We start from the raw sequence: 21,682 nt of genomic DNA, 5'->3' as shown, positions 1-21,682 counted from the left end.
CATGCAGCCCATCTACACGCTTCCCGAATCGCTTCAAGCTTTTCAGACGGCCTTAGCATTTCCCGACGTATTCCGCCCCCGCGCCCAAGAATCGCACAAAGGCACATACGGCACGCTTGCCATTATCGGCGGCGCAATGGGAATGAGCGGCGCGGTCGTTTTGGCAGCCACAGCCGCGATATATCTAGGGTGTGGCAAGGTTTGGGCAGGCTTCAACCAAGCCACGCTGCCCTTTGCCATTATTCCGGAACGCCCTGAAATTATGCTCGCCACTGCGACCCAACTGATGGAGCGCAACGATGTCAGCGCGCGGGTAATCGGCTGCGGCTTTGGCTTGGACGGATTATCAGAGCAGCTTCTGCCCCAAATCCTGTCTACACACCATAACCAGCCTTTATTGCTCGATGCAGATGCTTTGACACTGCTTGCCCGCTCTTCCGAATTGGCCGAACGCCTCAAATCGTACAAACATATCGTCCTGACACCTCATCCAGCCGAAGCCGCCCGCCTGCTCAGCACCGATACCCAATCAGTTCAAGCCGACAGGCAAAAAGCCGTAACCGAAATCAGCCGTAAATATGGCGCGACCGTTGTATTGAAAGGCCATCATACATTAGTGGCCACGGCAGACGGCATAGTCTATACCAACACCAGCGGCAATGCCGGTTTGGCCACCGCAGGCAGCGGCGATGTCTTGAGCGGCATTATCGGCAGCCTGCTGGCACAAGGCATTCCAATATTCCAAGCCGCCTGCGCTGGCGTATGGCTGCACGGAGCGGCAGCCGATGTCATCAAACACAGCGGCCAAATCGAAACCGGCATGCTTGCCGGAGAAATTGCACCCGCCGCCCGATGGCTGCGCAATATTTTATCAAAAGAATAATGCCGTCTATATAGCAAATACAAATCACAGGCCGTCTGAAAATCAATTCTTATCTTCAGACGGCCTTATTTATTCTAATCCATTTTGCAAATTAAGGTTAAGGCGTGTATCCTTGGTTTCCCTTAAAAACAACTTCACAACATATCATCATGAATACCCTCAACAAAATCAGTGATTTTATCGGAAAGACCTTTTCCCTCTGGGCCGCGCTCTTTGCCGGCATCGCTTTTTTCGCACCCGACACCTTCAAATGGGTCGGCCCTTACATTCCTTGGCTACTGGGCGTCATCATGTTCGGCATGGGCTTGACCCTCAAACCCTCCGACTTTGACATTTTGTTCAAACATCCCAAAGCCGTCATTATCGGCGTGATTGCCCAATTCGCCATCATGCCTGCGACTGCCTATCTGCTGGCGAAACTATTGAACCTGCCTGCCGAAATCGCGGTCGGTGTGATTTTGGTCGGTTGCTGTCCGGGCGGCACGGCCTCCAATGTAATAACCTATTTGGCGCGCGGCAATGTGGCTTTGTCGGTTGCCGTTACATCGGTTTCCACCCTGATTTCCCCATTGCTGACTCCTGCCATCTTCCTGATGCTTGCCGGTGAAATGCTGGAAATCCAAGCGGGCGGCATGTTGATGTCCATCGTCAAAATGGTTTTACTCCCCATCGTTTTGGGCTTGATTGTCCATAAAGTCTTGGGCAACAAAACTGAAAAACTGACCGATGCTCTGCCGCTGGTTTCCGTTGCCGCCATCGTGCTGATTATCGGCGCGGTTGTCGGTGCCAGCAAAGGCAAGATTATTGAAAGCGGCCTGTTGATTTTTGCCGTTGTCGTACTTCACAACGGCATCGGCTATCTGCTCGGCTTCTTTGCCGCCAAATGGACCGGCCTGCCTTATGATGCACAAAAAACGCTGGCCATCGAAGTCGGTATGCAAAACTCAGGCTTAGGCGCCGCGCTTGCCGCCGCACACTTTGCCGCCGCTCCGGTTGTTGCCGTTCCCAGCGCATTGTTCAGCGTGTGGCACAATATCTCCGGCTCGCTTTTGGCAACTTATTGGGCAGCCAAAGCCGATAAAAATAAAGAATCCTAAACGTCTTTAATCATAAGGCCGTCTGAACAGATTCCGTTCAGACGGCCTTTATTTTGAAATCAAGCAGAATTATTGTTTCACGGCTTCGATTTGAATATTGATGTTTACTTTTTTGCTCATACCGGCACCTACCAAATAATCCAAGCCCCATTTGGTGCGGTCGATGGTGGTATTGAAGTCGCCGCCACACACTTCTGCTTTTGCCATCGGGCTTTGGTAGCAGTTGAATTTATCGGCTTTGAGTTTTACCGGCGCAGTTTTGCCGTTCATGGTCAGATTGCCGTCAACAGACAGCAGTTTTTTGCCGTTGAAATTGAATTTGGTGGATACAAAACGGATTTCAGGGTATTTGTCTGCATTGAAAATATCGGCAGATTTCAAGTGTTGGGTAAAGTGGTCAGAACCGGTTTGCAGTTTGGACAAAGGCAATACGATATCGATAGAGCCTTGGCGTTTGGCACGGTCAAATTCCAAATTGCCGGTCAAACCATAAATACCACCGACGTTGGTGCTGGTGTTGAAATGGTCGATGGCAAAGCGGGCATTGGTGTGGAATTCGTCCACTTTATAAACAGCGGCAGACGCAGCAGAAGCCAACATGGCCGAACACAATGCAAACATGATTTTTTTCATCGTCTTATCCTTAAAAATGTGAGAAGTTCCCTATCATATCACTTTTTGATGCCAACATCTTTTGCAACTGAGAAAGACAGCGTTTCATTTTAAGAAAACTTCAGGCCGTCTGAAGGATTGAGCAGCAAATTCAGGTGAAGCAAATACAGTTTAGTTTTATTACAAAATAGCGTGCTTCATCGCTCGTAATTGGTATAAAATACCGAGTTATTTCTACAACGGGCCGCCAACCAACCAGCCTATTTCAGACGGCCTCAGCATAAAACAAAGGAACAAAAATGCCTGAATACCGCTCCAAAACCTCTACCCACGGCCGCAATATGGCAGGCGCGCGCGCATTGTGGCGTGCGACCGGCGTAATGGAAACCGACTTCGGCAAACCGATTATCGCCATTGCCAACTCTTTCACCCAATTCGTCCCAGGCCATGTGCACCTGCACAATATGGGTCAACTGGTTGCCCGTGAAATCGAAAAAGCCGGCGGCATTGCCAAAGAATTCAACACCATCGCCATTGACGACGGTATCGCCATGGGTCACAGCGGTATGCTCTACTCCCTGCCCAGCCGCGACCTGATTGCCGACTCCATCGAATACATGGTCAACGCCCACTGCGCCGACGCGCTGGTGTGCATTTCCAACTGCGACAAAATCACCCCGGGCATGCTGATTGCCGCTATGCGCCTGAACATTCCGACCATCTTCGTTTCCGGCGGCCCGATGGAAGCCGGTAAAGTTATCGGCGTGGCCAATATTCAGCCTGAACGCCGTTTGGACTTGATTGATGCCATGATCGAATCGGCTGACGACAATATCACCGACAAACAAGTAGAAGAAGTCGAACAAAACGCCTGCCCGACTTGCGGCTCCTGCTCCGGCATGTTTACCGCCAACTCCATGAACTGCCTGACAGAAGCACTCGGCCTTTCCCTGCCCGGCAATGGTTCATACTTGGCGACCCACGCAGGCCGCAAAGAATTGTTTCTCGAAGCCGGCCGTATAATTGTCGAAATCACCAAACGCTACTACGAGCAAGACGACGAAACCGTATTGCCACGCAGTATTGCCACTAAAAAAGCGTTTGAAAACGCCATGACCATGGACATCGCCATGGGCGGCTCTACCAATACCATTTTGCACCTGTTGGCCGTTGCCAACGAAGCCGGTGTCGATTTCAAAATGGCCGACATCGACCGCTTAAGCCGCGTTGTGCCTTGCATCTGTAAAACCGCGCCAAACAACCACGACTACTACATGGAAGACGTGCACCGCGCAGGCGGTATCTTCGCCATCCTGAAAGAATTGGACAAAGCGGGCAAACTGTACACTGATGTGTACACCATCCACGCGCCGACACTGAAAGACGCGATTGAAAAATGGGACGTAACCAACCCTGAAAACACCCATGCCATCGAGCGTTTCAAAGCGGCTCCCGGCGGCGTACGCACTACTCAGGCGTTCTCGCAAAACCGTATGTGGAAAACCCTCGACCTCGACCGCGAAAAAGGCTGTATCCGTGATGTCGAACATGCCTACTCGCAAGACGGCGGCTTGGCAGTATTGTTCGGCAACATCGCCGAGCGCGGTTGCGTAGTGAAAACCGCAGGCGTAGACGAGAGCATCCTCAAATTTACCGGCCGCGCCCGCGTATTTGAAAGCCAAGAAGACGCAGTAGAAGGCATTTTGGGCAATCAAATCGTGGCTGGCGATATCGTCATCATCCGCTACGAAGGCCCTAAAGGCGGCCCGGGCATGCAAGAAATGCTGTACCCGACTTCTTACCTGAAATCCAAAGGTTTGGGCAAAGCCTGCGCCCTCCTGACCGACGGCCGTTTCTCCGGCGGTACTTCCGGCCTGTCCATCGGCCACGCTTCGCCTGAAGCGGCAGAAGGCGGCGCTATCGGTTTGGTACACGAAGGCGACACCATCGAAATCGACATTCCAAACCGCAGCATCCACCTTGTCATTTCCGATGAAGAGCTTGCCGCACGCCGTGCCGAAATGGAAGCACGCGGCAGCAAAGCGTGGAAACCGGAAAACCGCGACCGCTACGTCTCCGCGGCCCTGCGTGCCTACGGCGCGATGGCAACTTCCGCCGACAAAGGCGCAGTCCGCGACGTATCGCAAATCGAACGTTAATTAACCTGACTTAAGGCCGTCTGAACGCTTTCAAGTGTTTCAGACGGCCTTCATTCAAATGGACAAATATGGACAAATTCATTTTAGCGATGATCGGCATGGCCATTGCCCTGTTGATTATTATTGGCGGCGGATTTATCGCTGTCGAATATTTCAAATCCCATCCTGAAGCATTCCAAGTCAAGCCGCTATCAAAATGATCATTTAACGGCATGAGTTTCAAGGGAAAAGAGCCGTAGCTCAAGGCCGTCTGAACGCAGTACATATAATGAAACACATTCTTTACTGGCTGGGTGGTTTTGCCGTCGCCCTCGGCATATTCCAATACTATGAAACCCATCGCTATTCCGAAGACCAGCTCATCTATGCCCAACCGCCGCAAAATCGTTCTGCCGTTGCCGATTTTGATGCTTTGGCGTATTTAAACTTCATCCGCGCCTCAGCCAATCTGCCCGCACTGGCGCACTCGGCAACACTCGAACGCGCCGCACGCAATCATGCCCGCTATCTGCTGCAAAACCCTGACGACGGACATGACGAACACAATACGCGCAATCCCTTTTATACAGGTCCACGCCCATCCGACCGCACGCGCAAAGCCGGTTATGCCTATAAAGGTGTGCACGAAAACGTCAGCACTAGCCAGCATCCGCCAAACGAAAAAATCAACGACCATCTACCTGCCCAACATCAGCTGGACAACCTAATGACGGCGATTTACCACCGTCTCTCCTTACTCGATCAAAATATCGACGAGGCCGGAGCCGCATTTGAATCGCAAGGCAAACAAATCGCGCTAAGCATCAATCAGGGCGACAGCAGATTCAACAGCCTCTGCCAAAAAAACCGCCCCCTATCCGATCTCAGCCGTTCGTTTTATCAAGATGCCTGTCATGGCCATGCCATTGTTTATGCGGATGAAATTTCCAACCGCAAAACCCGGCCTTACATCACCTATCCGCAAGGCAACTTCGCTTCGCCGGTTTTCCACGGCGAACGTCCCGACCCTATGCCACATTATGAAATGACCGGCAATCCGGTCAGCATCGCCTTCTCAGAACAATCGCCTCCGGTCAAAATGCGTTCGTTCAAACTGTATCAGGACACAAAAGAAATCAGAGACGTCAAAATCTTAGATAAAGATAATGACCCAAACCGCCTCTTGACCGAACGCCAATTTGCGCTGTTTCCTTTACAGCCATTGGAATACGACACCGACTACCGTGCCGTGTTCGAATACCGTCAAAACGGAAAAGACAGAACGGCCGAATGGACATTCAGCACGCAAAAACCCGATTACCCTTACTTCATCGTCAAAGGCGGCGAAACACTGGCTATCGAATCCGGACAAAAATATTTTATCCATTGGCAGGATTTTTGGTGCTTGAAGCAATGTGAACGCTACAACTACCGAACGAACCGCGACACACAAATCGACATTATCGAGCGGCAGGCGGGCGGCATCATTATCCGTGTCAACGGAAGCAAAGGCAGCAGCATCCGCTTAATGCCCGAAGGCGAAGACAGGCGTGCCATTACACTTTATTTATGGAAATAAAGCCGTTTTCAGACGGCATGAAGCACCAAAAAGCTGATAAAATACCGCCTCACCACCCTACGGCAAGCTATCCAATATGACCAAACATCCGCAAACAGCAGCCAATACCCGCTATGCCTTTGCCAGCATTGCCGCCATGTTGGCCACGTTTTTACTATTCGTGGCCGTGATGTTGCTGCCTTTGGGGCTGACGGCGGACACGCAAGTGATCCTGATACGGTTTTCACTCTACGCAATCGTGCTGTTTGCCGTACTTGGCGGTATTTTTTCTGTACGCGTTGCCTATTTGCGTAAAAAGAACGGAGCATGACATGACCCAAGCCGATAAAATTCCACAAGAAATCCGTCTCCAGCAAGAGCGGCGCGTACTGACTTTGGTCTATGTTGACGGTGCCAAAAGCCTTCCTGCCGAATACCTGCGCGTGTACTCGCCCAGCGCGGAAGTGCGCGGACACGGTCCAGGTCAAGATGTTTTGCAAACAGGCAAAGCCGAAGTCAGCATTACCGATTTGGACCCCGTCGGCCAATACGCATTGAAAATTACTTTTTCAGACGGCCATGACAGCGGCCTTTACGATTGGGACTATCTCTACCGACTGGCGCATAATCAAGATGCGCTTTGGCAAGACTATCTTGACCGCCTTGAGAAAGCCGGTGCGTCCAGAACGCCAAGTGCCGAAGATTTAAAACCCAAACACACACATTCCTGCGGTAGCGGCGGTTGCGGCGGAAAGGCCGTCTGAAAAAAGGCGAGACCGTAATATTGGACGACGGCAGAATCATTGACGGCAAAGCATTCCTTTCCCCGCCCAAAAAAGGATGGGGAGCGGCCATCTTCGGCGATACTAAGACCTGTCTGCAGGCAGTGCACGCCGCACAAAACGCAGACGTTTTGGTGCATGAAGCAACCTTTTCGGCAGGCGATGAAGAGACAGCTCCATTCAACCGTATCCGATGCAGCCAAGCTGGCTTTGCAAGCCAATGTGAAACAACTTTATCTGACCCACATCAGCGCACTTTATACCGAAGAAGAGCAACGCCTGATGCTGGAGCGACAGGCACAAACTATATTTCCCGCGTCGAAAGTGGTTGGCGATTTCGACGTATTCGATATCTGAATCCGTATTATTTTAAGAAGGCAGACACTATGAGCGACCACAAAACCCATTTCGGCTTCACGACTGTTGACGAAGACGAAAAAGCAGGCAAAGTTGCCGAAGTCTTCCACTCCGTGGCAAAAAACTACGACATTATGAATGACGTAATGTCCGGCGGTCTGCACCGTGTTTGGAAACATTTCACCATCAATACCGCCCGCCTGAAAAAAGGCGACAAAGTATTGGATATCGCCGGCGGTACTGGCGATTTGTCCCGAGGTTGGGCGAAACGTGTGGGCAAAGAAGGCGAAGTTTGGCTGACAGACATCAACTCCTCCATGCTGACGGTCGGCCGCGACCGCCTGCTCAACGAAGGCATGATTCTGCCCGTATCGTTGGCAGACGCTGAAAAATTGCCGTTCCCCGACAACTATTTCAATCTAGTTTCCGTCGCATTCGGTCTGCGCAACATGACGCACAAAGATGCCGCGCTGAAAGAAATGTACCGCGTATTGAAACCGGGCGGCACCCTGCTGGTGTTGGAATTCTCCAAAGTGTACAAACCTTTGGAAGGCGTGTACGACCTCTATTCTTTCAAACTGTTGCCGATTATGGGTAAACTGATTGCCAAAGATGCCGACAGCTACCAATACCTCGCCGAGTCCATCCGTATGCACCCCGACCAAGAGACCTTGAAACAAATGATGCTGGATGCAGGCTTCGACAGCGTGGATTACCACAACATGAGCGCAGGCATCGTCGCCCTGCATAAAGGCGTGAAATTCTAAGGCCGTCTGAAACAAACACAAAGGGCGTGATTGATAGACACGCCCTTTGTTTTTAAACCTTCCAAGCCAATCTGAGACAAACCAAAGGCCGTCTGAACAGCCGTAAAACGAAATCAAGCATTTCGATTACACCATTCAGACGGCCTTAATACGTTCAAATCAGCTTATGTCCCTGCTTTCACGCTTTGCCATTGACGGACCATAAATTTCAACGCCGCAGGTTGGATAGGCACCATGATAAAGCTGTTTTTCAAATCCTCATCGGTCGGGAAAATCGTATTGTCGTTTCTAAACTCTTCATCCATCAGCTCCTGAGCCGGTTTGCTGGACGGCGCATAAGTAACAAAATTGCCGTTTTTCGCCGCAACTTCAGGATCTAAGAAATCATTGATATACGCATGGGCATTGGCCACATGTTTGGCATCTTTCGGAATCACAAACGAATCCACCCAAATCCCCACGCCTTCTTTCGGCATCATCACACGGATTTTTTCTTTGCCGCCTGCTTCTTCGGCACGGCGTTTGGCAATGTTCAAATCGCCGCCAAAACCAATCGTTACGCAAGTATCGCCGCGCGCCAAATCATCGATAAAACCGGACGAGGTAAAACGCTTGATGTACGGACGGTTTTTCTTCAAGACTTCCGTAGCCGCCTTAATATCCGCCGTTTCGCTGCTGTTTGGATTTTTACCCATATAGTTCAACACCATAGGATAAATCTCCGCCGCGCTGTCCAAATAGCTGATGCCGCATTGTTTGAGTTTGGACGTGTATTCGGGGTTAAACACCAAATCCCATTGATTGTCCGGCAGCTGATCCGTGCCCAAAGCCTTTTTCACACGCTCGGTATTGATGGCGAAAGTATTGGTACCCCAATAAAATGGCACCGCATATTCATGCCCCGGATCGACGCCTTCCATCAGCTTCATCAACTGAGGATTCAAGTTTTTATAGTTGGGAATCAGGGATTTGTCTATTTTCTGATACGCACCTGCCTTAATCTGCCTACCGACAAACGCATTGGAAGGACCCACGATGTCGTAACCCGACTTGCCGGTCAATACCTTGCTCTCCAGCGTTTCATCGCTGTCATATACATCGTAAGTTACTGCGATACCGTGTTTTTTCTCAAACGCGGCAACCGTCTCGGGATCGACATATTCCGACCAGTTGTAAATACTCAATACCTTTTGATTATCGGTTTGAGCCGCCTTGTCGGCAGTAGTTTTGTCCGAGCCGCCGCAGCCGGCCAGTGCCAGCGCAGTCAGTACGATGAGGGGCAGATGTTTGGTCATTATCATTCCTTGCGTATCCGGTTGAAAATAGAGAGGCATTATAAAGCAGGCAAGCTCGAGCGGATAGGCTTCATTGTTAAAAGATATCGTCCCGCTTGAGGCCGTCTGAAAGACGGATTACTGCCAACTTAAAACCTTTCTGCCGATAGCTTGAAATATGGTTTTGCGGTAAGATAACGCCCATTCGTTTTTAATCGCAACGCGCCGTCCGGGCCGTCTGAAATCCTTGTAAAAAATTTATCGAGACATTATGAAAACCACCGAACTACGCCAAAAATTCCTGAAATTTTTTGAATCTAAAGGCCACACCATCGTCCGCTCCTCCTCGCTCGTGCCACACGACGACCCGACCCTGTTGTTTACCAACGCAGGCATGAACCAATTTAAAGACGTATTCCTCGGCTTTGACAAACGCCCCTACAACCGCGCCACTACCGCGCAAAAATGCGTACGCGCAGGCGGTAAACACAACGACTTGGAAAACGTAGGCTACACCGCCCGTCACCACACCTTCTTTGAAATGATGGGCAACTTCTCCTTCGGCGACTACTTCAAGCGCGACGCGATCCACTTCGCTTGGGAATTCCTGACTTCCCCGGAATGGTTGAACATCCCTAAAGACAAACTCTTGGCGACCGTTTACGCAGAAGACGACGAAGCCTACAACATCTGGTTGAACGAAATCGGTATGCCTGCAGAGCGCATCGTCCGCATCGGCGACAACAAAGGCGCAAAATACGCGTCCGACAACTTCTGGCAAATGGGCGACACCGGCCCTTGCGGCCCTTGCTCCGAAATTTTCTACGACCACGGCGAAGAAATCTGGGGCGGCATTCCGGGCAGCCCTGAAGAAGACGGCGACCGCTGGATCGAAATTTGGAACTGCGTATTCATGCAGTTCAACCGCGACGAACAAGGCAATATGAATCCGCTGCCTAAACCATCCGTCGATACCGGCATGGGCTTGGAGCGTATGGCCGCCGTCATGCAGCATGTCCACAGCAACTACGAAATCGACTTGTTCCAAGACCTGCTCAAAGCCGTTGCCCGCGAAACCGGCGCGCCTTTCAGCATGGAAGAACCAAGTCTGAAAGTCATCGCCGACCACATCCGCTCCTGCTCGTTCCTGATTGCAGACGGCGTATTGCCTTCCAACGAAGGCCGCGGCTACGTATTGCGCCGCATTATCCGCCGCGCTGTGCGTCATGGCTACAAACTGGGTCAGAAACAGGCGTTTTTCTACAAACTCGTGCCCGACTTGGTGAAAGCAATGGGAGACGCCTATCCCGAGTTGAAAGAAAAACAGACGCAGATTATGGAAGCCTTGCGCGCGGAAGAAAGCCGCTTCGGCGAAACGCTGGAAAAAGGCATGGGCTTGTTCAACCAAGTGTTAAACGGCATGAAATTCCTGAAACTGGAAAGCCTACTGCCGCAAGATGGTGCGGGCAAACCACTGGCATTGAAAACCGCAGAGGGTGTGGAATTCACCGCCGCCTCCCGTGCCGCTTCGGGCAAAAAGCAAATCGTTATCCGTCCCCAAGTGCCAGGTAGCCTGAACGAAGGCATGTATATCGATTTGCAGGCTGCTTTGGAAACCGCCCATATTCCCGACGCGGAAAAACCGTTTGCCGAAACCTTGAATGCCTATTTGATGGACAACATTGCCAACAGCAAACTCGTTATCGGTGGCGAACATATCTTCAAACTCTACGACACCTACGGCTTCCCCTACGACCTGACCGCTGACATGGCGCGTGAATTAGGTATCGATTTGGACGAAGCAGGCTTCAACCGCGAAATGGAAGCCCAACGCGCACGCGCACGCGCCGCACAAAGCTTCAAAGCCAACGCCCAACTTCCTTACGAAGGTCAAGACACCGAGTTTAAAGGTTATAGCGAACGCCAAACCGAATCCAAAGTCCTCGCCCTCTACAAAGACGGCGAGCAAGTCAACGAATTGAACGAAGGCGATGAAGGTGCCATCGTTATCGACTTTACCCCGTTCTATGCAGAATCCGGCGGTCAAGTCGGCGACGTCGGCTATATCTTCGCAGGCGAAAACCGCTTTGAAGTACTCGATACCCAAAAAATCAAAGCGGCCGTATTCGGCCAATTCGGCGTACAAACTTCAGGCCGTCTGAAAGTCGGCGACAGCGTTACCGCCAAAGTGGATGACGAAATCCGCAATGCCAATATGCGCAACCACAGCGCGACCCACTTGATGCACAAAGCCCTGCGCGATGTATTGGGCGAACACGTTGAACAAAAAGGCTCTTTGGTTACCGCCGAATCCACCCGTTTCGACATTTCCCATCCTCAAGCGGTAACTGCCGAAGAAATCGCCGAAGTCGAACGCCGCGTCAACGAAGCCATTTTGGCCAACGTTGCCGTTAACGCCGCCATTATGAGCATGGAAGATGCCCAAAAAACCGGCGCCATGATGCTCTTCGGCGAAAAATACGGCGACGAAGTCCGCGTACTGCAAATGGGCGGTTTCTCTACCGAATTGTGCGGCGGTACACACGTTTCACGCACCGGCGACATCGGCCTCTTCAAAATCATCAGCGAAGGCGGTATTGCCGCAGGCGTGCGCCGTATCGAAGCCATCACCGGCCTGAACGCACTCAAATGGGCGCAAGAACAAGAGCGTTTGGTGAAAGACATCATTGCCGAAACCAAAGCCCAAACCGAAAAAGACGTACTGGCAAAAATCCAAGCAGGCGCGGCACACGCCAAAGCATTGGAAAAAGAATTGGCACGCGCCAAAGCCGAACTCGCCGTCCATGCAGGCGCCAAACTCTTGGATGATGCAAAAGACTTGGGCTCAGCCAAACTCGTTGCCGCACAAATCGAAGCCGATGCCGCAGCCCTGCGCGAAATCGTTACCGACTTGACCGGCAAATCAGAACAAGCCATCGTATTGCTCGCCTCAGTCAACGACGGCAAAGTTTCCCTGTGTGCAGGCGTATCCAAACCGTTGACTGGCAAAGTCAAAGCAGGCGATCTGGTTAAATTTGCAGCCGAACAAGTCGGCGGCAAAGGCGGCGGCCGTCCTGACTTGGCGCAAGCCGGTGGCACAGATGCCGACAAATTGCCTGAAATGCTGGTAAGCGTGGAAGGTTGGGTTAAAGAGAAGCTGTAATGTAGGAAAGTGCAGGCTGCCTGAAAGTGGGTTTCAGGCAGCCTGCACTATAACTTGCCATGTTCAAAACCAAATTAAATTTGATAAACCACAACAACTACTATTTTCTATTTATGAAATGAAGGATGTAACTATGATTCAAACTGCAGCTCAGACTACCGTAAAAGCTTTGTTAAGTGAAAACAACGGCGCGAAATATCATTATGTTATTCCGCCCTATCAACGCGAATATGCATGGACAAAAAACCAATGGGATAACCTATTTGATGATTTAACCGATAACGATAAAGGTTATTTTCTCGGTTCGCTGATTTGTATTTTAGACGGCAACGTAGGAGATAGCATAGAAGCCACCGTTATTGACGGGCAACAGCGTTTAACCACTTTGAATTTATTACTACTTGCGTTGTATGAAAAAATAAAACCATTAAATGAAAATCGCAAAGTAATAGAAAACGATGATTATCAGGAAGCGCGCCTTGCATTTAAAAAATATTTTCTCAACCATTCCGACAATAAATTACCACGCCTCACCCCATCTATCCAAAACAACAATCAGGCTGATTATACGTATTTGGTACGTAAAATCGTGCACGGCAATGATAGCAACGAACCGCGAAATTGTGGCAACCGCCGCATTACAAAAGCATTCAATCATTTTAAAGAGCGCATTAAACACTATGCTGGCGATGATGTGGATACTTTGTTTAAGCTGCTGGATAAAATTACGGCTGCCTGTGTGGTGCGGATTGATACGCAAGATGCGGCATCTGCATTTATCCTGTTTGAAAGCATCAACAACCGGGGCGTGCCGCTTACACCGATGGATTTGATTAAAAACAGCATGATTAGCAGCCTGAAAAACCAATCAGCCGAACAGACCAACGAAGAATGGCAGCAAATCATCAATAATCTGAACGACTATGACGTGCAAGTCCGCTATTTGCGCCATTTCTATCAAGCGTTTAAACCTGTTGGTTTGATTTGGGATAAAGACAAAGGTAAAGACAAAATTACCAAAAATGACCTAATCCAAACTTATACAGCAGCCATCAAACAACAACCCGAAAACGTACTTCGAGAACTAATCTCAAAATCAAAAATTTATCATGCTCTATCATTCCCAGAAGATATTGCAGCAAACAGTGCATGTGTTCGTTATCAAAACAAGTTAGTTGATTTGAAAAAACTTGGCATCGCACCTGCCTATACATTATTGCTGTTTTTGTTTGACCAATATCCGCAACAAGATTTTTCTGGTTTATTAAACTATATAGAACAATGGTTTATGGTGCGCCATTTAACCAATATTCCCGCAACCTCCCGTACAGATGATATTTTTATTACTGCCACAAAGACCCAGCATGAAAAATATGATGAAGCCGCACTGATTGCCCAATTACAACAAGCTTTGCCTGATACCAAATATATAAAACAATCTTTGGAAAACAAATATTTATATGAAGATAACGTCAATTTAACACGTTATATCTTGGTATATTTGGAACAAAAACAGCGAACGGACGAAAATGCGGTAGATTTTTGGGCAAACACCGATAAAGGCAAACCTGTTTGGTCAGTGGAACACATTTATCCGCAAAAACCCAAAACGGGGGAATGGCCGGATGATTGCAAAGAATGGCTGCATTCGTTGGGCAACCTAACTTTATCTGCATATAACAGCAATCTGCATAACCGCTCATTTGCTGGAAAATCGCAAGTAATTGATGAAAATGGCAACGATATCGGCCTGAAAAGTGGTAACGTCAAAATTAACGATTACCTGTGTGATAAAACCGAATGGAATGCAGAACATATTAAAAAACGTGGTGATGAATTGATTAAAGCATTTCTAAGCTCGTTAAAATAAGATAATGTGAATATTTGTAGCAAGCCGTAGCCTGCATTCCCACCAACCGCGTGCGTGGCTACGCCACACACCCTACCTGCGGGCGACGCAAACCTTAAGATTAAGGTGTAGGGTGTGTGCGGTACGCACGCACGCGGTTTTTGTTGTTACCAAATGATCCCAAACCATGCCGTAATTCAGTCGGCAGCAAACGCTGCTTGGGTCATGTACCAACAAAACTCAATATCAAAGGCCGTCTGAATTTCAGACGGCCTTTCTGTTTTCATTTCAAGCTAATATTTAAGCTTTTTATTCAATCATCTAACAATCAATCTTTCTCAACCGTAAAAAACAGTTCTTCCTGTTTCAAAGTATTGCCGTCTACATCAGTTAATGCAGCTTCTGCTGCGGAAAACTTGATAACGGCAAGGCTTAGGCTGCCTTGCTCAGTCAGTGCCGTGTTAAGGATGACGCCTGCTTCTTCCTCGCCGACTTTGACGGCAATACCGGCAGCTTCTAAAGAATCGCCGCTTAATACGGCCAGACCGCGTTTGACTTGGCCTCGGTATTGGGCGCGGGCGATGATTTCTTGGCCGGGGTAGCAGCCTTTACGGAAATGGACTGCGCCGATGATGTGTTGGTTGAGCATTTGGGCAACAGCCGCTTCTTTGGTTGCGGCGCAAATCCACGGATAGCCGCTGCGGATTTCGTGCAGGTTCCACGCGTTTTCGGCTCCTGCTTGATATTCGGCTGCGTCTTCGGCTGCTGAAATTTTCAGACGGCCTGTGTGCGGCAAGGCAATTTCTACGGTGTTTTCTTGAATTTGAGCTGGGAAAGACAGTTGCGGTTCGGCAGCAGGATGAGGTTCTGTATTGTCAGCCAACTCGCCGCTGACTGCTAAATCAGGCATAAGCTCGAAGACGACTTTTGCACGCAAGACAAACATTCTCAGGCGTTTGACGATGGCTTCGGTCAAATCTTGCGCCATGACCAACAGTAAATCTTCTCCGCGATTGACGACCAACATATTCGCCAACACACGGCCTTTAGGCGTATTGTATGTGGCGTAACATGCCTGACCGGAAGCTAAATTATTAATATCATTGGATAATTGACCATGAAGAAATGAAGCCCTGTCTTCACCGCTGACACGGACAACACCGAAAAAAGGCAGGCGGGTTTGCATAATCGACTCCTTAAATTGTGGATACTGAATTATCGCCCAAATTGCTACTTATTATCAAATAAATAAATTCAGGCCGTCTGAATGTTTCAGACGGCCTGTTGTTTGGGTTCAAACAAGCAAAATTATTTGATGCTGACTTTGCGGATAATCACGGCTTCGGTTGGAACGTCTTGGTGGAAGCCGCGTGTCGCCGTTTTCACTTTGCTGATTTTACGGACAACGTCCATGCCGGAAGTAACTTTACCGAAAACGGCATAGCCGTAGCCTTGAGGGGTTTTGCTTTTGAAATTCAAAAAGTCGTTGTCGGCCGTATTGATAAAGAACTGGCTGGTTGCGGAATTCGGATCACCGGTACGCGCCATGGCGATGGTGCCGACGTTATTTTTCAAGCCGTTGTCTGCTTCATTAGTGATGGCTTTATCGGTGGATTTTTGTACCATATTCTCGGTAAATCCGCCGCCTTGAATCATAAAATTGTCGATAACGCGGTGGAAAATCGTGTTGTCGTAAAAACCTTTTTTGGCGTAATTGACAAAGTTTGCCACGGTTTTCGGCGCTTTGACTTCATCCAATTCCAGTTGGATGTTGCCCATATTGGTTTCAATCACGGCGTGGGTAACCGCTTGCGCTTGCACGGAAAGTGAGAGTGCGAGGGCGCACAGGGTGAGTTTGATGGACTTTTTCATATGTCTTCTCGAATGATGTATTGTGAAAATGGAATATTAACCTTGTTTCGCGTGAAATCCATAAAAAACATGTAAGATTTTTCAAGCAAAAAACATAAGGCAATCAAATCAGGCCGTCTGAAAAGGGATAAAAAACAAATTTTTGCTTTTTATCATTCCCTTTCAGACGGCCTGCTATTACGGTCAAACCGAAATCAGATCAGAAATCCAATTCCGCTTTCAGCCAGTAAGTACGCGGCATACCGACAACGGCGAAGCTGCGGTCGTATTGGCCGCGCTGTACCTGCCAGTAGTTTTTGTTGAACAGGTTTTCTACCGAGCTACTGACGGTCAAAGTATTTTTGCCGAGCTTGGTTTTGTAGCGCGCGCCTACGTCAACCAAGGTATAGGACGGGAAGGCGTATTGTTTTTGCGTGTCTTGGTAGGATTTACCGAAGTACGAAACGTTGCCGTTTAAAGTCAAGCCTTTGGCAAACGGGGTATCCCACTCCACGCCCGCTTTGGCAATCACGCGCGGATTGGCAACTTGTACGCCGCTAACCAACATATCGCGTGAATTTGGGTAGTCTTTCACGGTCGATTGCAGATACATCAGGCCCAAAGTCGGACGCAATGTATTGTTGAGCAAGTTCGCGTAGGTGTTGAACTCGATACCGCGGCTGCGCTCCATGCCTTGTTCATCTCCGGCTGCACCGCCCAAGGCTTTATACGCCGCGAAGTCTGTTTTGCTGGTGGTAGAACCGCGCCAGTAGCCCGGACGTTTGATTTGGAACGCGTTTAACGTGGTCACGAAATTGCCCCAGTTTTTACGCACGCCCACTTCAAACTGACGGCTGACACGCGGTTTGGACATGGTGGTATTGCCGTCATCGTCGGTTTTGATATCCGCAGGCTCTAAGTCTTCCATGTAGTTGCCGTAAACGACCAAATCAGGTTGCGGTACCCATGCAGCCATCAGCATCGGGCTGAAGCGTTTGGAATCCCCGCTTTTACCTTCTTTTTTATTGGTGTATTCAACCGCTTGGAAACGTCCGCCCAAAGTCAGACGGTATTTGTTGTCGGCAAAGCCCAGTGTGTCGGACAAGGCCAGGCTGTTGACTTTGATATTGGCATCCAAGTTTGCTGAGCTTTCCCAGCCTGTCGCGTAATTAGGAACAAAAGAAGCCAGTTGATTTTCAATATTGCCGTTTGCATCAACCTCAACGCGGCTTTTACCTGCAGCCGAACCACGGACAGTCGCACGCTGACGAATGATACGGTCAAAAGCAGTACTCCAGTTATGCGTTACCGGGCCGGTTTCAAATTCGCCGCGCGCGGATAAATTCATACTCAAAGTACGGAAATATTGGTCAGTCAGGCGCGCCGTGCCGGTGTGGTATTGGTTGGCACTTGAGCAGGTTGCGGTTTGACTGCTTGCACCATTTTTACCGCATATGGTCGGAGAAATCAGCGTGCCGTAATAGCGCGCTTTGTTGTAGCCGATACCGCCGGTAATTTGGGCATTTTCAAACGCATCCCATTCAAAGGTCAGCATATTGGTTTGGCCGACGGTATTTTGCCAGTTCCAACTTGGTAGCAAATTCACTTTGCCTTCAGGCGCATCAAACAAGCGGCCGTTGGCGTTTTGAATGTCCTGCATACGCGCGCGACCGCCGTTGGTTTTGCGTTTCGCGTAGATGGAATCGAACGCCACACGCACTTTTTCGCCGCGATAATCAGCATTCAATGCAAATTCTTTGTTGTCCTCGCTGTAACCGTGGCGCGGGGTGTCGCCATGGCGCAGTTTGCCGTTGGCGCGCACGCCAAATTCTTTGTTTTCGCCGAAGCGTTGACCCAAGTCGAACGTACCTTGGGCACGGTTGTTGCTGAACCAGCCCAAACCGATTTTGCGGTTGCCTTCATCGGCGGCTTTTTTGGTTTCGATATTGACGGAACCGGATACCGCGCCTTCAGGATCCATGCCGTTTACGGCAGTGGACGCGCCTTTAATCAGTTGCGCGGAACCGACTTGTACACTGGCTGTGCCTTGCGTACCATACATGCCTGCCAAACCGTTGACGCTGAATTGGCGCGCATCAAGCTGATAACCGCGGAAATACAGGCCGGTCAGCGTGTTGCTTTCGCCGCCGAACTGCCATACGGAAGCATCTTTTTTCGCTACGGCATCCACTAAAGTACGCGCTTCGGTGTTGTTGAGGGCTTGTTCGTCGTAGTTGACAACGGTAATCGGCGCGGTAAAGGCGTTGGCTTTGCCCAATACGCCCAAGTTCACGCGGTCGCGCAAGTCGCCGTCGCTGGCGATAGAATAAGAACGGGCGGCTTTGACGCGTTTGGCGTCAGCGCGGACATTGACTTCCTGCAACTGCTGTTGCACAGGGGTTTCGGGTGTCGCTTCATCGGCGGCATAAGAAAATGCGCTCATAATCAAAAGCGGCATCAGGGCTAATTTGCTGTTCATAAAATACCTTCTGGTTTGAAATATTAATAATTCTTATATCGAGTAAAAAATTACAAAGTAATTTAGTTTTGCGATTATATTTGATAAGATTTCCGCTTTCCATAAAAACAAATAAGAACCGTTTGTAAATATAAAAAATACAACAGTTCAGAAAACTATTATTACAGTTACCATAGTCAAATAAATTTGCCGTCCTTTCAGACGGCCTTTACTTCCTTTCAGAGAACACCCCATGCAAAAATGGCAAACCGAGCTTTATTCCACACCGTCTTGGCTATTGCAGACCTTATTGATGGTCGCTGCAGCCTCGGCGGTCATTCTGTTTTTTGCACGCAACACACGCTTTGGGCGCGAGTTTAGCTATATCCTGCGCCTTTGCCTGACGCCAAAAAGCGCGGTCAAAGTCTTGCTGCTGATTACGGCGATGATTACGCTGCTGCTGACCGAAGTCCGGCTGAATGTGTTGAGCACCTTTATGTCCAAAGGGCTTTACGACTCGATGCAGGATTTGAACGCCTCCGCGTTTTGGATGTTTGCAGCGATGAACGCGGGCGTGGTGTTGATACGGGCGTTTAACAACGTCGTCAACGATTTTCTCGATCAAGGTTTGGCGATTAAATGGTCGGAGCGGCTCAATGAAATTTTGACAACGCGCTGGCTTGCCGACAAAAACTACTACCGTCTGCAAATGCGCCGCCATGCGCCGGACAACATCGACCAGCGTATCCAACAAGACGCGCAGGATTTCATCGCTTCGACCATAGAATTTGTGCGCGGCATGGTCAATTCGGTCGTTACCTCGCTGGAATTTGCCGTTGTTTTGTGGGGCTTGGCAGGCATCCTGACCGTGTTCGGCTTTGACATTCCGCGCGGCATTGTTTGGTTCGTCTTTATCTTTGTGATTTTAGCGACCTTTATCGCCATGTGGATAGGCAACCCGTTGATTCGTTACAACTATGAAAACGAAAAGCTCAACGGCGACTACCGTTATTCCCTCATCCGCGTACGCGACCACGCCGAAAGCGTGGCGTTTTACAGCGGCGAAAAACACGAACACGACCAGCTTTCCGACCGCTTCAAAGCCATTATCCGCAACCGTTGGCGCATTGCGCGGCAAAGCGTCTGCCTGAGCGGCTTTAACGATATGTTCACCAACGGCATCAAGCTTTTTCCCATTATTTTGCAAGCTCCACGCCTGTTTGCCGGGCAAATCAAAATCGGCGATATCCAGCAGACCGTCCAAGCCTTCGCACGACTGCAAAACGCGCTGTCTTTCTTCCGAATGTTCTACAACAAATTCACCGCCTACCGCGCCCGACTGGAGCGTCTGTACGGCTTTTTGCTGAGTACGGAAGAAAAACACACCGCACGACAACCCGACCTTACCGAAGTTTCAGACGGCCTGATCTTGGAAAACGTTGCCCTATACCGCCACAACGGCGAAGTTTTATTAGACGGTATCAATATCAACCTCAAAAGCGGCAACTCCCTGCTGATACGCGGCCCGAGCGGTTGCGGCAAAACTTCGTTGCTGCGCGTGCTGGCAGGGCTTTGGCCTTTCGGCAGCAGCGGTAAAGTCAACCATCCGCCGCATCAAGAGATTCTCTTCCTGCCGCAACGCCCGTACACGGCACAAGGCAGTCTGCGCGATGCGATTTGTTACCCCGACATCGACAAACAACATCCGGAACTAATCGAAGCCATGAATACCTGCCGATTAGGTTATCTGGTTGATAAATTAGATAAAACCGATGACTGGCAGCACAAACTCTCCCCGGGCGAACTGCAACGTGTCGCCTTCGTCCGCGCCCTGCTCTCGCAGCCCAAAGTCATCCTGCTCGACGAAGCTACCGCCGCCTTGGACGAACCGACCGAAGCCATGCTCTACCGCGCCTTAAAGCAAAAACTGCCCGACAGCATCATCATCAGTATCGGACACCGCAGTACGCTCAATGAGTTCCATGATTTATGCCTCGATGTCGGTCATGTACAATGCTGAATTAATGGCATATAAAAGGCCGTCTGAAACAGTGAAAAACGAAATCAAACGATTTTGTCCTCGCCGTTTCAGACGGCCTTTTCAAACGCCATGGCATGTTTATTTGCTATACTCTGCATTGTGTTAACGTCGTCTAAAAAATATTTATGAAAACCCTGGCCCTTATTCCACATTACAACCACCCGACCACCATCAGCCACGTAGCCCAAACCATGCGCGGCTTCGGTTTAAACGTTTTAATTGTAGACGACGGTTCACGCGAAGAATGTAAACCTGTATTGCAGGCTTTGGTTTCAGACGGCATTGATGTCCTTTACCGCCCCATCAACGGCGGCAAAGGCGCAGCGGTTAAAACCGGCTTGGAATACGCTCAAGAACACGGTTATACCCACGTTTTGCAGGTTGATGCAGACGGCCAACACTGCTTGAACGACACGCCCAAACTCCTCGCTGCAGCAGAGCAAAACCCCGAAGCCGTTGTTTGCGGCTGGCCACAATACGGCGATGACGCGCCCAAAGCACGGCTTTACGGACGCAAAATTACCGATTTCTGGAATATGCTGCACACTTGGTCATGCGACATCAAAGACGGTATGTGCGGCTTTCGCCTCTATCCGCTTGCACCCGCGCTATCCGTCGTCCGCGAAGAAACCGTAGGCGACCGCATGGACTTCGATACGGAAATCCTTATCCGCCTCTACTGGCGCGACGTCAAGCCGGTTTGGATTAAAACGCCCGTCCAATACGCCGCCGACGGCGTGTCTCACTTCGATGCCTTTGCCGACAATGTCCGCATCAGCAAAATGCACACACGGCTGTTTTTCGGTATGTTGAAACACCGATTGGGTAAAGTTTTCGGAAAGGCCGTCTGAA

Annotated in this window: 18 protein-coding genes; 13 read left to right on the top strand and 5 right to left on the bottom strand. The window is 49.8% G+C overall.

Annotation, left to right across the window (positions count from 1 at the left end; genetic code table 11):
* Window position 1 precedes the first annotated feature (1 nt).
* Both KCG55_RS08730 and KCG55_RS08725 read left to right on the top strand, forming a co-directional pair.
* Complete coding sequence (locus tag KCG55_RS08730; RefSeq protein ID WP_254322785.1) at window positions 2-883, top strand: NAD(P)H-hydrate dehydratase; 882 nt, start codon at window positions 2-4, stop codon at window positions 881-883.
* 149 nt (window positions 884-1,032) lie between these two features.
* Window positions 1,033-1,980: a bile acid:sodium symporter family protein gene (locus KCG55_RS08725; RefSeq protein ID WP_254322784.1), complete on the top strand. Its 948-nt coding sequence runs from the start codon at window positions 1,033-1,035 to the stop codon at window positions 1,978-1,980.
* A gap of 69 nt (window positions 1,981-2,049) precedes the next feature.
* Here KCG55_RS08725 and KCG55_RS08720 read toward each other — a convergent pair whose 3' ends face one another.
* Window positions 2,050-2,613, bottom strand: a complete 564-nt coding sequence (locus tag KCG55_RS08720; RefSeq protein ID WP_254322783.1) for a YceI family protein — start codon at window positions 2,611-2,613, stop codon at window positions 2,050-2,052.
* 278 nt (window positions 2,614-2,891) lie between these two features.
* Here KCG55_RS08720 and ilvD point away from each other — a divergent pair, with 278 nt between their 5' ends.
* The 7 genes from ilvD to ubiE all read left to right on the top strand — a co-directional run bounded on the left by ilvD (window position 2,892) and on the right by ubiE (window position 8,194).
* A complete protein-coding gene (gene ilvD / locus KCG55_RS08715) occupies window positions 2,892-4,751 on the top strand; it encodes a dihydroxy-acid dehydratase (RefSeq protein ID WP_254322782.1) in 1,860 nt (619 codons plus the stop codon).
* A 68-nt stretch (window positions 4,752-4,819) separates the two neighbouring features.
* Window positions 4,820-4,951, top strand: coding sequence for a hypothetical protein (locus KCG55_RS10590; protein ID WP_256388404.1), 132 nt, complete (start codon window positions 4,820-4,822; stop codon window positions 4,949-4,951).
* A gap of 68 nt (window positions 4,952-5,019) precedes the next feature.
* Complete coding sequence (locus KCG55_RS08710) at window positions 5,020-6,309, top strand: CAP domain-containing protein (protein ID WP_254322781.1); 1,290 nt, start codon at window positions 5,020-5,022, stop codon at window positions 6,307-6,309.
* A 76-nt stretch (window positions 6,310-6,385) separates the two neighbouring features.
* Complete coding sequence (locus KCG55_RS08705) at window positions 6,386-6,619, top strand: cytochrome b6 (RefSeq protein WP_254322078.1); 234 nt, start codon at window positions 6,386-6,388, stop codon at window positions 6,617-6,619.
* A 1-nt stretch (window position 6,620) separates the two neighbouring features.
* The gene (locus KCG55_RS08700) at window positions 6,621-7,052 is read left to right on the top strand and encodes a gamma-butyrobetaine hydroxylase-like domain-containing protein (protein ID WP_063075864.1); all 432 of its coding nucleotides are present in this window, start codon (window positions 6,621-6,623) and stop codon (window positions 7,050-7,052) included.
* A 156-nt stretch (window positions 7,053-7,208) separates the two neighbouring features.
* Window positions 7,209-7,427: a hypothetical protein gene (locus KCG55_RS08695; RefSeq protein WP_254322780.1), complete on the top strand. Its 219-nt coding sequence runs from the start codon at window positions 7,209-7,211 to the stop codon at window positions 7,425-7,427.
* A gap of 29 nt (window positions 7,428-7,456) precedes the next feature.
* Window positions 7,457-8,194, top strand: coding sequence for a bifunctional demethylmenaquinone methyltransferase/2-methoxy-6-polyprenyl-1,4-benzoquinol methylase UbiE (gene ubiE / locus KCG55_RS08690; protein ID WP_003746386.1), 738 nt, complete (start codon window positions 7,457-7,459; stop codon window positions 8,192-8,194).
* A gap of 164 nt (window positions 8,195-8,358) precedes the next feature.
* Here ubiE and KCG55_RS08685 read toward each other — a convergent pair whose 3' ends face one another.
* Window positions 8,359-9,489, bottom strand: coding sequence for a polyamine ABC transporter substrate-binding protein (locus KCG55_RS08685; protein WP_254322779.1), 1,131 nt, complete (start codon window positions 9,487-9,489; stop codon window positions 8,359-8,361).
* Between the two features lie 250 nt (window positions 9,490-9,739).
* On the opposite strand from KCG55_RS08685, the gene alaS reads away from it, so the two are divergent.
* Both alaS and KCG55_RS08675 read left to right on the top strand, forming a co-directional pair.
* Window positions 9,740-12,631 (top strand): alanine--tRNA ligase, encoded by a 2,892-nt coding sequence (gene alaS, locus KCG55_RS10650; protein WP_254322778.1) that lies wholly within the window; start codon window positions 9,740-9,742, stop codon window positions 12,629-12,631.
* Window positions 12,632-12,764: 133 nt separating this feature from the next.
* Window positions 12,765-14,501 (top strand): DUF262 domain-containing protein, encoded by a 1,737-nt coding sequence (locus tag KCG55_RS08675; RefSeq protein WP_254322777.1) that lies wholly within the window; start codon window positions 12,765-12,767, stop codon window positions 14,499-14,501.
* Between the two features lie 307 nt (window positions 14,502-14,808).
* On the opposite strand, the gene KCG55_RS08670 is transcribed toward KCG55_RS08675, so the two are convergent.
* The 3 genes from KCG55_RS08670 to KCG55_RS08660 form a co-directional block, all read right to left on the bottom strand.
* Window positions 14,809-15,666 (bottom strand): YgfZ/GcvT domain-containing protein, encoded by an 858-nt coding sequence (locus KCG55_RS08670; RefSeq protein ID WP_254322776.1) that lies wholly within the window; start codon window positions 15,664-15,666, stop codon window positions 14,809-14,811.
* Window positions 15,667-15,788: 122 nt separating this feature from the next.
* Window positions 15,789-16,352: a peptidylprolyl isomerase gene (locus KCG55_RS08665; RefSeq protein WP_254322775.1), complete on the bottom strand. Its 564-nt coding sequence runs from the start codon at window positions 16,350-16,352 to the stop codon at window positions 15,789-15,791.
* Between the two features lie 199 nt (window positions 16,353-16,551).
* Window positions 16,552-18,810, bottom strand: coding sequence for a TonB-dependent siderophore receptor (locus KCG55_RS08660; protein ID WP_254322774.1), 2,259 nt, complete (start codon window positions 18,808-18,810; stop codon window positions 16,552-16,554).
* Window positions 18,811-19,042: 232 nt separating this feature from the next.
* Here KCG55_RS08660 and KCG55_RS08655 point away from each other — a divergent pair, with 232 nt between their 5' ends.
* Both KCG55_RS08655 and KCG55_RS08650 read left to right on the top strand, forming a co-directional pair.
* A complete protein-coding gene (locus KCG55_RS08655) occupies window positions 19,043-20,809 on the top strand; it encodes an ABC transporter ATP-binding protein/permease (protein WP_254322773.1) in 1,767 nt (588 codons plus the stop codon).
* A gap of 146 nt (window positions 20,810-20,955) precedes the next feature.
* A complete protein-coding gene (locus KCG55_RS08650) occupies window positions 20,956-21,681 on the top strand; it encodes a glycosyltransferase family 2 protein (protein WP_254322772.1) in 726 nt (241 codons plus the stop codon).
* The last annotated feature ends 1 nt before the right edge of the window (window position 21,682 follow it).

Source organism: Neisseria subflava (assembly GCF_024205745.1).
Taxonomy (GTDB): Bacteria; Pseudomonadota; Gammaproteobacteria; order Burkholderiales; family Neisseriaceae; genus Neisseria; species Neisseria flavescens_B.
This window is presented reverse-complemented; position numbering and strand designations above follow the sequence as displayed.